Source organism: Streptomyces sp. NPDC033174 (assembly GCF_055577795.1).
In genome coordinates, this window is sequence record NZ_JBVIPQ010000004.1 from 113,553 (window position 1) to 126,135 (window position 12,583).

At 70.2% G+C, this 12,583-nt stretch carries 13 protein-coding genes; 4 read left to right on the forward strand and 9 right to left on the reverse strand.

The window, feature by feature from the left end; genetic code table 11:
- Positions 1-223 precede the first annotated feature (223 nt).
- The 7 genes from ACZ5VC_RS14030 to ACZ5VC_RS14060 all read right to left on the reverse strand — a co-directional run bounded on the left by ACZ5VC_RS14030 (position 224) and on the right by ACZ5VC_RS14060 (position 6,366).
- Positions 224-769, reverse strand: a complete 546-nt coding sequence (locus tag ACZ5VC_RS14030) for a SigE family RNA polymerase sigma factor (protein ID WP_469120306.1) — start codon at positions 767-769, stop codon at positions 224-226.
- 284 nt (positions 770-1,053) lie between these two features.
- Positions 1,054-2,220: a lipid-transfer protein gene (locus tag ACZ5VC_RS14035; protein ID WP_469120307.1), complete on the reverse strand. Its 1,167-nt coding sequence runs from the start codon at positions 2,218-2,220 to the stop codon at positions 1,054-1,056.
- Positions 2,217-2,609, reverse strand: coding sequence for a MaoC family dehydratase (locus ACZ5VC_RS14040; protein WP_469120799.1), 393 nt, complete (start codon positions 2,607-2,609; stop codon positions 2,217-2,219). The genes ACZ5VC_RS14035 and ACZ5VC_RS14040 overlap by 4 nt, the downstream gene beginning before the upstream one ends.
- Positions 2,610-2,701: 92 nt before the next feature.
- Positions 2,702-3,724: an acyl-CoA dehydrogenase family protein gene (locus tag ACZ5VC_RS14045; RefSeq protein WP_469120308.1), complete on the reverse strand. Its 1,023-nt coding sequence runs from the start codon at positions 3,722-3,724 to the stop codon at positions 2,702-2,704.
- A gap of 1 nt (position 3,725) precedes the next feature.
- Complete coding sequence (locus ACZ5VC_RS14050) at positions 3,726-4,694, reverse strand: bifunctional MaoC family dehydratase N-terminal/OB-fold nucleic acid binding domain-containing protein (protein ID WP_469120309.1); 969 nt, start codon at positions 4,692-4,694, stop codon at positions 3,726-3,728.
- The gene (locus tag ACZ5VC_RS14055; protein ID WP_469120310.1) at positions 4,691-5,869 is read right to left on the reverse strand and encodes an acyl-CoA dehydrogenase family protein; all 1,179 of its coding nucleotides are present in this window, start codon (positions 5,867-5,869) and stop codon (positions 4,691-4,693) included. Before ACZ5VC_RS14055 ends, ACZ5VC_RS14050 begins: the two co-directional genes overlap by 4 nt.
- Before the next feature lie 191 nt (positions 5,870-6,060).
- Positions 6,061-6,366: a hypothetical protein gene (locus tag ACZ5VC_RS14060; RefSeq protein ID WP_469120311.1), complete on the reverse strand. Its 306-nt coding sequence runs from the start codon at positions 6,364-6,366 to the stop codon at positions 6,061-6,063.
- Positions 6,367-6,677: 311 nt separating this feature from the next.
- Here ACZ5VC_RS14060 and ACZ5VC_RS14065 point away from each other — a divergent pair, with 311 nt between their 5' ends.
- On the forward strand, positions 6,678-7,535 hold the full coding sequence (locus ACZ5VC_RS14065) for a bifunctional DNA primase/polymerase (protein WP_469120312.1): 858 nt from the start codon (positions 6,678-6,680) through the stop codon (positions 7,533-7,535).
- A 635-nt stretch (positions 7,536-8,170) separates the two neighbouring features.
- Entirely contained in the window at positions 8,171-8,647 is a 477-nt protein-coding gene (locus tag ACZ5VC_RS14070; RefSeq protein WP_469120313.1) for a hypothetical protein, read from the forward strand.
- A gap of 69 nt (positions 8,648-8,716) precedes the next feature.
- On the opposite strand, the gene ACZ5VC_RS14075 is transcribed toward ACZ5VC_RS14070, so the two are convergent.
- Entirely contained in the window at positions 8,717-9,082 is a 366-nt protein-coding gene (locus tag ACZ5VC_RS14075) for a hypothetical protein (protein ID WP_469120314.1), read from the reverse strand.
- Positions 9,083-9,096: 14 nt separating this feature from the next.
- Positions 9,097-10,350 (reverse strand): helix-turn-helix domain-containing protein, encoded by a 1,254-nt coding sequence (locus tag ACZ5VC_RS14080; RefSeq protein ID WP_469120800.1) that lies wholly within the window; start codon positions 10,348-10,350, stop codon positions 9,097-9,099.
- Between the two features lie 873 nt (positions 10,351-11,223).
- Between ACZ5VC_RS14080 and ACZ5VC_RS14085 the strand changes: the two genes are divergently transcribed.
- Together ACZ5VC_RS14085 and ACZ5VC_RS14090 are read left to right on the forward strand one after the other, a co-directional pair.
- Positions 11,224-12,348 carry a radical SAM protein gene (locus ACZ5VC_RS14085; RefSeq protein ID WP_469120315.1) on the forward strand — a complete coding sequence of 375 codons (1,125 nt, stop codon included), beginning with the start codon at positions 11,224-11,226 and terminating at the stop codon, positions 12,346-12,348.
- Entirely contained in the window at positions 12,345-12,509 is a 165-nt protein-coding gene (locus ACZ5VC_RS14090) for a hypothetical protein (RefSeq protein WP_469120316.1), read from the forward strand. Before ACZ5VC_RS14085 ends, ACZ5VC_RS14090 begins: the two co-directional genes overlap by 4 nt.
- Positions 12,510-12,583 lie beyond the last annotated feature (74 nt).

Genomic DNA, 12,583 nt, shown 5'->3' on the forward strand with positions numbered 1-12,583 from the left:
CGGTGGAGCGGCCGGGGGACGGGCGGGGCGGCCGGAGCCGTACCGCCCAGGCGGGGCTGACCAGCGGTTACCCGGAGTCATTGGGTGTTACCGCCGGTTATTGGCGGGGGCCATCGATCGAGTTACCGCGAGGACATCGATCGGGCCGCCGATCGGGTCACCGGACGGTTGTCATCGGCCGTCGATCGGGTCACCGGACGGTTGTCATCGGTCGCCGATCGGGTCACCGGACGGGGGCCAGCTCCGGGTCCTCGCGCAGTTTGCCGAGCGCCCGCGACACCGCGCTCTTGACCGTTCCGACGGAGACGCCGAGCACCTCGGCCGTCTGCGCCTCACTGAGGTCCTCGTAGTACCGCAGGACCACCATCGCGCGCTGCCGGTCCGGGAGCCTCATGACCGCGCGCCACATCGCGTCGTGCAGCACCTGCTGTTCGGCGGGGTCCGGCTCGGGCAGACCCAGCGGCTCGGGCAGCTCCTCGCAGGCGAACTCGTCGACCTTCCGCTTCCGCCACTGCGACGTGCGGGTGTTCACCAGCGCGCGGCGGACATAGCCGTCGAGCGCCCGGTGGTCCTCTATGCGCTCCCAGGCCACATAGGTCTTGGTGAGCGCGGTCTGCAGCAGGTCCTCGGCGTCGCACGGGTTCGCGGTCAGCGAGCGTGCGGTGCGCAGCAGCACGGGTCCCCTGGCCCGTACGTACGACGAGAACGAGGGGTATCCGGTGGCTACGGTGGCGGCCTTCGAGGCGCCGGTGCAGACGGGCGTGGTCATGACGACCACGCTATGAGCGCCCGCAGCGCCGGGGATCGGCCCCAGGTCCCGACCCTGGGTCCCCCTCAGGTTGTAGGGGTGCGGCCGCCTCGACCTCCTGGAGGTGGAGGGCCTCTCAGGGTTGCCGGGGTCGGCGGGGTGCGGTCGCCGCGTCCTGACTGGGCGGGGACACGACGCGCGTGCCGGGGTCGGGGCCCGAGTCGGCGGGGGCCGGGAACGGGGTCGGGGGCCACGGCCCGAGTCGCCGGGATCGGGGTCGGGGTCGAGGCCAGGGCCGCCGCCTCCTAGTCGTCCGCCCCCAGGATCAGCGCCGAGGTGGGGACCCCCGTGCCCGCCGTGACCAGCGTCCGGGCCACGCCGGACATCTGGTTCACCGAGGTCCCGCGCACTTGGCGGACCGCCTCGGCGATGCCGTTCATCCCGTGCAGATACGCCTCCCCCAGCTGCCCGCCGTGTGTGTTGAGCGGCAGCGCGTCCGCCGCCACGAAGTCGGCCGCCTCACCCGGCCGGCAGAACCCGAACTCCTCCAGCTGCATCAGCACAAAAGGCGTGAAGTGGTCATAGAGGATGCCCACATCGATGTCGGCGGGGGCGAGTCCGGACGTCTGCCAGAGCTGGCGCGCGACCACGCCCATCTCCGGAAGGCCGGTGAGTCCGTCGCGGTAGAAGCTGGTCATCGCCTCCTGACGTCTCCCCGCCCCCTGCGCGGCGGCGACCACGACCGCGGGCGGGTGGGGAAGATGCCTGGCCCGCTCGGCCGAGGTGACGACGATCGCCTGACCGCCGTCGGTCTCCTGACAGCAGTCGAGCAGCCGCAGCGGCTCGACGATCCACCGCGACGCCGCGTGGTCGGCGAGCGTGATCGGCTTCTCGTAGAAGTACGCCGCCGGATTGCGTGCGGCATGGCGGCGGTCGGTGACGGCGACATGACCGAAGGCCTCGGGGGTCAGACCGTACGTGTGGAGATAGCGCTGGGCCGCCATCGCCACCCAGGAGGCAGGGGTGAGCAGTCCGAACGGCAGCTGCCATCCGAGCGCCGCTCCCTCGGCCGATGGCTCGCGCTGCTGGACACCGGAGCCGAAGCGGCGGCCGGAGCGCTCATTGAACGCCCGGTAGCAGACGACGACTTCGGCGACACCGGTGGCCACGGCGAGGGCCGCCTGCTGGACGGTGGCGCAGGCCGCTCCGCCGCCGTAGTGGATGCGGGAGAAGAAGGACAACTCTCCGATGCCCGCCGCCTGCGCGACGGTGATCTCGGGGCTGGTGTCCATCGTGAAGGTGACCATGCCGTCGACGTCGGCGGGGGTGAGCCCGGCGTCGTCGAGGGCCGTCCTGACCGCCTCGACGGCCAGCTTGAGCTCACTGCGTCCGGAATCCTTGGAGAACTCGGTCGCCCCGATGCCCACGATCGCCGCCCGGCCGCCGAGCGCGTCCGCTCTGCGTACGCTCATGCTCCCGCCTCCCCGAGGGTCACCGTCACCGTGCCGGTCACGTGATGGCCGATGCCGTTGGCGCCGACGACCCGCACCTCGGCGGTGTCCCCGTCGACCTCGGTGACGGTCCCCGTCAACGTCATGGTGTCGCCCGGGTAGTTGGGCGCGCCGAGCCGTATCGCCACCTTGCGGAGCACGGCGTGCGGCCCGAAGTGATCGGTGATGTACCGCCCGACGAGGCCGTTCGTCGTCAGGATGTTCATGAAGATGTCGGGAGAGCCCTTCTCCCGGGCGAGCTCGGTGTCATGGTGCACGTCCTGGTAGTCCCGGGACGCGATCGCCCCGGCGACGATCAGGGTGCGGGTGATCGGGACCTCCAGCGGCGGCAGCGTGTCACCGGCCTTCACCTCGCCACCCACATCGCCGCTCATGGCGCGGCCCATGGCGTCACTCACCGCGCCACTCACGACCTCACTCACCGCGCCCCCTCCTTCGCGACTCACCGCGCCCCCTCCTTCGCGATCATGTCGCCCAGTTCCGAAAGGACTTCACTGCCGCAGCCCAGGTAGGCGTCGAGCTGCCGCCCCCACAGGAAGTGCCGGTGGACCGGGTGGTCGAGGTCGGCGCCCAGGCCGCCGTGCAGATGCTGTCCCGCGTGGACGACCCGGGTGCCCGCCTGCGAAGCCCACCAGGCGGTCGTCAGCGCGGCCTCCCGGCACGGCAGACCCTCGTCGTACCGCCAGGCTGCTTCATAGGCCGTGACCCGGATGGCCTCGGTGTCCATATGGGCGTCGGCGGCCCGGAGCAGGACGCCCTGGTTGGTGGAGAGCGGCCGGCCGAACTGCTCGCGGGTGGAGGTGTACGCGACGGCCCGGGCGAGGGACCCGGCGCACACACCGGCCTGCAGCCCGGCGAAGGCGGTACGCGCGGCGGCGAGTACGTCGTCGTAGGCCCCCGCCCCGCCGAGCCGCTCACCCGGGGCGCTGTCCAGGTGGAGCCGCCCCGCCGCCCAGGGGGCGGTGAGCTCGACCGGTTCGGTGCCCGCGTCGGCCGTACGGATCAGCCAGAGCGCCCGGTCCTTGTCCGGGACCAGCACATGGGTGGCGTCCCGCAACCAGGGCACCCACTCCACCGTGCCGGTCAGCCTCCCGTCCACGCCGATGCCGCCCCGGGCGGGGAAGGCCCCCGCCACCACCGCCGAACCTTCCCGCAGTCCGGGCAGCAGCCGCTCCCGCTGCTCGTCCGTCCCGTGCCGGCCGACCGCGAGAATCCCGTACACGCAGCTCGCAGCGAAGGGCACCTGTGCGGTCGTGCGGCCCTGCTCCTCCAGAAGCAGCACCAGTCCGAGGAGGCCTATGTCCTCCACCGCCGCCGTCAGCCCCGCACCGCACAGCGCCTTCCACAACTCCGCGTCGCTGCCGCCGCCGACGGCCGTGAGCCGCTCGTGCGTGGACAGGTCACCGAAGATCCTCGCTGCCAGCTCTTGCGCCGCGCTCTGCTCCTCCGTGGGCGTGAAGTCCATGTCAGCCCTCGCCTCCCGGGGCCTGCGCGAAGACGGGCAGCTCCCACTCGTCGTCCACCCGCAGGAACTCGAGCCGCACGGGCATCCCGATGCGGACCTTGTCATAGGGCATGCCCACCACGTTGCTGACCATCCGTACGCCCTCGGCGAGCTCGATCAGCCCGACGGCGTACGGCGGGTCGAAGGCCGGGAACGGCGGATGGTGCATCACCACATACGAATAGACCATCCCCTCGCCGCTCGCCTCGACCGTGTCCCACTCCGGTGAGCCACAGGCGTTGCACCCGGGCAGCCAGGGGAAGCGCAGCGTCGCGCATCCGCCGCAGCGCTGGATCAGAAGCCTGTGCGCGGCAACCCCCTCCCAGAATCCGGCGTTGTCCCTGTTGACGACCGGCCGGGGCCGCACCGGCAGCACGCCCTTCCCCGCCGCGGCAGCGCCCGCCGCTCGAGACGCTCCGGCCGGTTCACGGTGTGCGGGCGCGGCCGATGTCCGTGCCGCCGGCGCGTACTTGAGGATCCGGAAGCGGTGCGTCCCGGCCGGCTCCCCGTCGGCTCGTACGTCCATCCGCGTCGTGACGAAGTGCCCGGTCCCCAGCTTGGTCGTCTTGCGCTCCGAGACCGACTCGATCACCGCGTCGAAGGTGATCCGGTCACCCGGCCGCAGGGGCCGCAGATACTCCTGCTCGCAGTCGGTGGCGACCACCGAGGTGTACCCGGCGCCGTCGAGCAGCCCGAGCAGCTCGTCGTACGCCCCCGAACGGTCCGTGTGACCGGACAGGCCCCCCATCGTCCAGGCCTGAAGCATCGTCGGCGGCGCGATCGCATCCGGCCCCTCGTACGCGGGGCAGGTGTCCCCCATCGCCTCGCACCAATGCCTGATCATCGGCTCGTTGACCGGGTCCTTGCCCTGCCCGGCCGTGGCGGCGGCCCGCCCCTCGTACGCCCTCAGCCGCTCGTACAGATCCGTCACCGCCGCCCCCTCCTCATGCCGAGTCGCATCGTCGCGACGATCTCCCGCTGCACCTCGCTCACCCCGCCCCCGAATGTGTTGATCTGCGCCGCCCGGTTCATCCGCTCCAGCTCGCCCTCCCCCGGAGTGCCCGCCCCCAAGGCCCCCGGCGAACCCGCCCGCACCAGCGCCGCGTCGCCCGCGATCTCCTGGCACATTCGATACACCTCGACCGCCGACTCGGTTCCCATGAACTTCACGCCACTCGCGTCGCCCGGGGCCAGCCGGCCGGCCCCCACGTCCCCCACCAAACGCCAGTTCAGCAGGCGTGTCGCCGCCAGTCGGGCATGCGCTTCGGCGGCCCGGATCCGCACCCACGGCTCGTCAATGCGCCGCCGGCCCGTCACCGGATCGGGGGTACGCGCCCGCTCCACCGCCGCCGCGTAGAAGTCCTCGGCCTGCATCCCGATCGCGGCCAGTGCCACCCGCTCGTGGTTGAGCTGGTTGGTGATCAGCCCCCAGCCGTCGTTCTCGTCGCCGACGAGGTTGCCCGCGGGCACCCGTATCCCGTCGTAGTACGTCGCCGTCGTCGTCAGGCCGCCGACCGTCTCGATCGGCGTCCAGGAGAAGCCGGGCGCGTCGGTGGGGACGAGGATGATCGAGATGCCCTTGTGCTTGGGGGCGCCGGGATCGGTGCGGCAGGCGAGCCAGATCCAGTCGGCGTTCTGCGCATTCGAGGTGAAGACCTTCTGCCCGTCGATCAGCCAGGAGTCCTCGTCCCGTACGGCCCGCGTACGCAGCGCGGCGAGGTCCGTACCGGCCTCCGGCTCGCTGTAGCCGATGGCGAAGACGCTCTCGCCGCGCAGGATGCGGGGGAGGAAGAAGGCCTTCTGCCCGTCGGTGCCGTACTTCATCAGGGTCGGGCCGACGGTGTTGAGGGTGACCATCGAGACGGGCGCGCCGGCGCGGTAGGCCTCGTCGAAGAAGACGAACTGCTCGTCGGGGCCGCGCCCCTGGCCGCCGTATGCGACGGGCCAGCCGAGCCCCAGCATCCCGTCGGCACCGATCCGGCGCAGGACGTCACGCTGGGCGGCCGGGTCGTCGGGCGGTGGCGGGCCGTCGGGCATCACGTCACGGAAGTAGGCACGGAGCTCGGCGCGGAGCCTCAGCTGCCGCTCGGTCGGGGCGAGGTGCACGACGAGGCCTCCCGGACGGACGGGTCCATGATTTCTGACTGTCCGTCAGAAATGAGGGGCCTGTCAAGGTCGGGAGCGCAGGGACCGGGGGCATGGGGACAGAAACGGCGAACAGCCTGCGCGCCGGAACCGAATTACCGTCGCGCAGGCCGCTGTTCACCCCTCAGCCATGCCCCCCATCGGGCCGGTCCCTACCAGAGGTTCGAGAAGTTGACGAGGGCGTTCGACTGGTCGATCGCCGTGAACCCGGAGCCGTTCACCGCGGCGGTGTTGTTCTGGTTGGACGCTCCGGCACCACTGGCCACCTGCTGCGTTGTCGTCGAATTGCCGTGATTGCTCCCGCCCACGCCACTGCCGGCGATCGAGGCGACCGTCGCGTTCGATCCGTTGCCCGCGAGGGCGCCGTTGTCGGCCTGCGCCACTCCGGTGAAGAGCGTGGCGGCGAGGGGAAGCGCGGCGACGGCGGCGATGACGCGGGCGGTACGGATGCTTGCCATGTCTTTTCCTCCAGGAGCTGGGTGCAGAAGTACTGCTGGTCCGAAGGCAGTTGGCGGACCGCCTCGGTCGTGCTCACGACGTCGCGAGTCCAGAGTTGCCCAGCGAATCCCCGGCGAACCACCCCGGAGCGCCCTATTCCCCCGCAAGCGTGAGGACAAGCCAATAAACCCCCTCCGCACCGCCCGCCCCTCAACCACACCCTCTCCCCGTCGCGAAACCCGGCGCCTCCATGAGCTGAAGCGTTCCTGCAGGTTTTCGGCCAACCCACCCCCCCCTTCCCTTCTTCGAACAAGTGTACGAACATGGAGCCATGGCCATCACCGATCGGCGCACCGCCACCCTGGCCCTCGCCCATGCGCTCACCGCTGCCGAGCGCGGGCTGCCGGTGATCCCCCTGTCGCCCACGAAGCTCCCCGCGCTGCCGTCCCCCCACAGGGGCGAACCGGGCCCGTCGCTCTGCCGGGGCGAGTGCGGGCGCCCCGGCCACGGTGTCCACGACGCCACCGCCGACCCCGCGGCCGTACGCGCGCTCTTCGCCGCCGCGCCCTGGGCCACCGGTTACGGCATCGCCTGCGGACGGCCGCCGCACCACCTCATCGGCATCGACCTCGACACCAAGTCATCGACGGACTCCCTGGCGGCGCTCCAGCACCTGGCGCTCCAGCATCTGTTCACGCTGCCGCCGACCGTCACCGTCCTCACGCCGAGCGGCGGCCGCCACCTCTGGCTCACGGGCCCGCCCGACATGGTCGTGCCGAACTCCGCGAGTCGGCTCGCCCCCGGCATCGACATCCGAGGCGCGGGCGGCTACCTCGTCGGCCCCGGCTCCGTCACCGCCCATGGCGCCTACCGGCTCGCTCCCGGCACAGCCGAGCTCTCCCCCGCGCCGTGCCCCCGCGCCCTCCTCCACCTCATCGCACCCCCCGCGCGCCCCCACCACCCCACGACACCCCACGCCCACCGAGGTCAAGGACTGATCCAGTTCGTCCTCGCGGCCCACGAGGGCCAGCGCAACACCCGCCTCTTCTGGGCAGCCTGCCGCGCTTACGAGAACGGCCTCGGCGACGCCTTCACCGATGCCCTCACCATGGCCGCGATCCGCACGGGCCTCACCCCCCACGAGGCCCGCGCCACCATCGCCTCGGCGGCCCGCCTCACCGCGCGCTGACCGATCGGGGGGACGAGCCCGGCGCCCCCAGCGGCTCAGGACACGAAAGCCCGGCACGCGAAAAGGGGCGCTCCTCGTAAGGAGCACCCCTTGTCGGCCGCGCTGTCGGCCGCGCTGTCGGCTCAGTCGCCGGAGAAGCCCCAGAAGTAGATCTCCTGCGGCTCCCCTACTGGGACACTTTCCGAGACTTCCTCAACACTGGCCGCGTTCCAGTTGAAGATTCGTACATCTTGAGGCAGACAACACGCCAAATCGCACGCCTCCTTCCTCTGGTTTTGGCAGCCGAAGGAAACGCATACGTTCCAGACCTGGCCAGTGCTCTCGATACCAGCGACAGAGCGATCTTCAATCTATCGCGGGAATTGCGTCTGCTCGGGGTAACCACTCATGAACCGCTCAGGGTTAAGTTGAGCGACGAAGTGTGGGCAGCTCCAGACCGCGAACGCGCCTTGCGCCGTCGCGTCGCTTCCTCTCTCCGCCGCCACCGAGCCTTCTCAACATTTGTCGCTCTCGCCGAGAGATCGGCCGGTTCGGTCTCACTATCTTCCTATGGGCGAGAACTTCCCAACGCATTCCCTGCGGTTGAGGCGAGCGTTAACACATGGACTAACTACGCTCGCTCATCGCTCTCTTGGATGACGTACGCCGGGCTCATCGTGCAACGAGGAAACGACTTCTTCCTGGCTCCAGAAGGATACGAACAGCAGTCAATAAGGCTGCTCGGCGTCAGGTCACCCTTGAGGGTAAGGCGGGCGCTACCTCAGGAGGCGTGTGGGCCCGCTATTGAACTCATCCAGCGCATCGGGCGCGGCGAGGTTGTCTCTCTGCCAGAAGATGGGCCCAAGAGGGACGCAGCTCGTACGACGATAGCTATCGGTGCAGTTTCGGTGACCCCTGAGGGGACGCTTGTGCTGACACGCTCAGATCTTGCGCCAGAGGGTGCCATAGATCCTCGTGTCTTGCGAGAAATGCTCACCGCGCTGCCGGGAGGTGCTGCCGGGTTGCTGGCGTTGGAAGGAGATCCATCACTCGGCCCACAAGCCGTCGGGGAGATCCTGCGGGAGGCGGCAGGAGCTAGCTGGACGGAGTCGAGCACGTACAGGATCTTCTAGCGGTACCCGGACACTCGACGGCTTGGCCCCCAGTCCTTCGGACCGGGACCGGGGGCTGCGGACGTCAAATCAGATGACGGCCTTCTCTATGGCCTCGAAGATGTCGGCGTCGGTCTCCTGCTGCCAGGACGGCAGGTCGGACCAGTCAGCCACGTAGCCCGGCTTCGGGTCCTCGAAGTGCTTGAACATCTGGGCCGTCCAGCACGTCGCGACGAACCGGCTCTTCTGCTCCCGGGACAGCCTCGACGTGTGACCACCGCTGATCTCGATGAACTGCCGGACCTGGGCGTAGACCGAGCCTGCGGCCTCGCGCTCCCACTGCGGAGTGTCTTCCCACGGGGTGACGTAGCCGGCCTTCGGCTCCCCGGGGAAGTGCTGGTGCACTCCCGCGATCCAGGTTTCCCGGAACAGTCGTGCACCTTCGGTCTGCGACATGCCTACCCCTCTCGTCACGGCGTGCTCAGCGTGGCGATCTCCGCCCCCAGCTCCGCTACGCGGTGGTCGCGGCTCAAGGGACCGAACTCGTCGCACAGGGCTTGGAGTCTACGGGCGACGTACCCGGATGCTGAGGCTCGGGCCAGGCTGACGGCCTCCCGCCCGTACGCAAGAACCTGGTCGGGATCACGCCGCTTCGCTCCGATGGCGGCCAGGCTGGTCAGCACTGCGCCCCGGCGCCTATACGACTGCCCCGACGCCAGGGCCGTCTGCGCCAATGCGGCCATCAACGTCGCCTCCGCCAGGTCCAAGCGGCCGAGCTGCACGTACCGTGCTCCGCGCTCCTCGGCCAAGCGGGTGCCGTCGAAGCGGAGCCATCCGCCGTTCGTGCTCTCCGCGGTGAGGTCCCTGACCTCCTCGGCCTGGTCCAGCGCGCGTTCGCACGCTGTGAGGTCCCCAAGACCGGCGTACGCCTCCGCTTGGACCGACGCGACCCAATGCCGCGTCGAAAGGTCGTTGTCCCCTCGACCGGCCAGCCGTTCGGCCGCACGCAGCATCTGCACCGCCTGGCGGTAGCGCTGCTCGGACATGTCCACGTAGGCGTGGCGTACGAGGGCGCAGGCCCACAGGTCGTACGCGCCCGCGTCCTTGCTGACCGAGGCCGCGAGCGAATACGAGGCCGCGGCGTCGGTGTACCGGTTCCCGTCGAAGGCGACTTCGCCGGCCATCTGGAAGAGGTCGGCCGCTGCGCTCAGGAGGGGGCGGGAGCTGCCTCGGCTGGCGGCCAGTGCTTCGTTCAAAGTCGTCAGCTGGTCACGGATGACGGGGTAGACCGAGCCTTTCGAACGCGCCAGTTGGTAGACCTGCCACAGGTGGCTGTTCATCCGCTCGAAGTCGGCGGGCATCCCCCTCAGCACCCCATCGGTGAGGGCCTCGGCCTCGTCGACTGGCAGGGCCGTCAGGGCCCCGCTGACCGTGAGGATGCGGAGGAATTCGCGGCGGATCATTTCGTCGGGGTCTCCCGCGCTCGGGTGGTCACTGGACTGCTGCCCTGTGGCCTCCTGCCCAGCGGCTCGTAGCTCTGTCAGGAGGGCGTCAAGCTCTTGGAGGCTGACTTCGAGGGCGATGGCCAAGCCTCGCCGCTGGGGTGGCTGCGGTTCGATCCTGCCGCTCTCCCAGCGCCCGACCGTCGTGCGGTCCACGCCGAGCAACCCGGCCAATTTCTCCTGACTGTAGCCCAGGGTCTTGCGCCGTTCGACTAGCCCCATGACGACCCCTTTCCGCGACTTCGAAGCCTGCGGCACCCGTGCACGGATCTGCTCCAAGAATGCGGCATGTATGCCGTGGAGTCCGCCGACTTCCGGCGCTTTCCTGGGAGTTGTCGCGAACAGACCGGGCATGACGCAGCGGAAGGGTGCACATATGGGAACGCAGAACGGCGCCGAGGGACACGTCCACGAACGACTCTCTCGGCCTCTCGACCTCGCTTCCGAGCCACGCCTCCTCATGACGCTTCGCGTCTCCCGCGACTCCGGTCGTACATGGTCTCGGACCACCCGTGTCCAGTCGGGTGACCCTTACGTCATCCTCTCGGACCCGGGCCGCTATCCGCCGTGCGAGTGCCCGCGCTGTGGCGGCCAGCCGGTATCCGCCCGTGCGCTCAGCCCGGCCCCCGTCAAGCCGGGGGCGGCGTAGTGGATGTCTTACCTCAAGCACGGCGGAGCGGCCGTGACCCGCAGGGCTGGCGTCAACAGCTCGCTGTGTTCCTCTACATCGTCGGCATGAGCGTCGTTGTGGTCGTCCTGGCCCTAGCTGGGGACCCCGGCCGCTGACCCCCAGATCTCGGCCTCGCTCTTCCTGAGCGCGCCCGGGGCGGATGCACCGCCTGCGAGTGGTGCCAGCCCCGCCTACTTGGCCCTCTCCTCTGTACCAAGTCCCTTCGTGGAAAGCGCACCACACACCCCGCTCCGGCACCCTCGCCCCCCTCACAGCGAGAGCTGCGGGGACTGCGGTGGCAGCGGCGCCAACTCGTCCGGCAAGACCTGCGGCACCTGTAACGGGCTGGGCGAGATCCACTGCCGCGCCGGCCGCCAGGAGCCCCGTGCGCTGTCCCGCTCCGTGATCCGAAAGGAGGGCCACCGATGGCCCACGCTCTGATCGCCTCCCCATTCCTCGACGGACACCTTCTCCTCAAACCCGGGGCAAGGGCCGGTGCCCGCATCTCCGCGGACCACTACGAGGGCCTGCGCAAGGCCGCCACCGACGGTGAGCCGCTTCCCGCCTGGGCGGTGCAGACCGCCGCCGAGGTGTGGGGCCTGGACCTGGGCGGCCAGACCGCGCAGGGCACGGTACTGGTGCGCGAGCCGTCCCCGTACGGTTACTGCCGGGCCTCCTGGGAGATCAACCTCGGCTGCAACTTCGGCTGCAAGCACTGCTACCTCGGCGAGCGGCCCTTCTCCGGCCTCGGCTGGGACGACAAGGTGCGACTGCTCGACATCATGCGCGAGGCCGGTGTCCTCTGGCTCCAGATCACCGGCGGTGAGCCCACCATGGACCCCCACTTCCAGGGCGCTTACCGGTACGCCTGGCAGGCCGGGATGATGCTCACCATCTCCACGAACGGCTCGCTGCTCTGGCGGCCGGACCTCCTCAAGCTCTTCCGGGACTGCCCGCCCTACCGGCTGGTCGTCAGCATGTACGGGGCGAGCGAGGAGTCCTTCGACACGCTCACCCAGCGCCGCGGGGCGTGGAAGGCGTTCCGGCGCGGCATGGGCGCCGCCCGTGAGGCGGGTCTGCCGCTGCGCATCAACGTCGTGGTGACCGAGGACAACGCCTCCGAGGCCGACGAGATGGCCGCCCTCGCCGACGAGTGGAACGTCGAGAACCACGCGTACACGAACATGACGCCCACGATCTACGGCGGCGGAGAGCCGCTGCTCGCCCAGTCCGCCGCCCACCTGCGGCAGCGCAAGCCGTTCGCCGGCTGCAACGCGGGACATACCTTCTTCCACGCCGACCCCCACGCCAAGGTCTCGATCTGCAAGGTCGGCCGCGACGACCAGATCGACCTCATGGCCGAGGGCATCGACGGCCTCACCCGGCTCGGCGCCATCGCCGACCGCCTCATGCTTCGCACCGGTGGGTGCGAAGGCTGCGCCCTGTCCGGCAGCTGCCGGGTCTGCCGCCCCCTGGCCAAGCACTACCAGGAGGCCAAGGCGCCGCTGCACAGCTACTGCCAACACGGAGACAAGGAGACCGCCTCATGACCCCGCCCGTACCGGTGACCATCCTCCCCAGCCCGCCGGCCTCGGCCCGCCGCGCGGCCCCGCCCGTCGCGACCGCGTCGATCACCGCCGTCCAGGACCTCGACGTGATCGTGGAGAGCGCGGAGTGCTCCTGCGACGCCGGTGACGACAACCCCCACTGACCGACACGATCCGGTCACCTCCGTTCAGGCCCCGGCGTGCTCGCGTCGGGGCCTGAGCCCTGAGCGGCCGACCG

Bases quoted from the DNA above. Each gene is read 5' to 3' on its own strand.
- ACZ5VC_RS14070 (WP_469120313.1), top strand. From the start codon at position 8,171: ATGACGTACGCCGGGCTCATCGTGCAACGAGGAAACGACTTCTTCCTG.
- ACZ5VC_RS14045 (WP_469120308.1), bottom strand. From the start codon at position 3,724: ATGGACTTCACGCCCACGGAGGAGCAGAGCGCGGCGCAAGAGCTGGCA.
- ACZ5VC_RS14035 (WP_469120307.1), bottom strand. From the start codon at position 2,220: ATGAGCGTACGCAGAGCGGACGCGCTCGGCGGCCGGGCGGCGATCGTG.
- ACZ5VC_RS14030 (WP_469120306.1), bottom strand. From the start codon at position 769: ATGACCACGCCCGTCTGCACCGGCGCCTCGAAGGCCGCCACCGTAGCC.
- ACZ5VC_RS14085 (WP_469120315.1), top strand. From the start codon at position 11,224: ATGGCCCACGCTCTGATCGCCTCCCCATTCCTCGACGGACACCTTCTC.
- ACZ5VC_RS14060 (WP_469120311.1), bottom strand. From the start codon at position 6,366: ATGGCAAGCATCCGTACCGCCCGCGTCATCGCCGCCGTCGCCGCGCTT.
- ACZ5VC_RS14080 (WP_469120800.1), bottom strand. From the start codon at position 10,350: ATGGGGCTAGTCGAACGGCGCAAGACCCTGGGCTACAGTCAGGAGAAA.
- ACZ5VC_RS14075 (WP_469120314.1), bottom strand. From the start codon at position 9,082: ATGTCGCAGACCGAAGGTGCACGACTGTTCCGGGAAACCTGGATCGCG.
- ACZ5VC_RS14090 (WP_469120316.1), top strand. From the start codon at position 12,345: ATGACCCCGCCCGTACCGGTGACCATCCTCCCCAGCCCGCCGGCCTCG.
- ACZ5VC_RS14065 (WP_469120312.1), top strand. From the start codon at position 6,678: ATGGCCATCACCGATCGGCGCACCGCCACCCTGGCCCTCGCCCATGCG.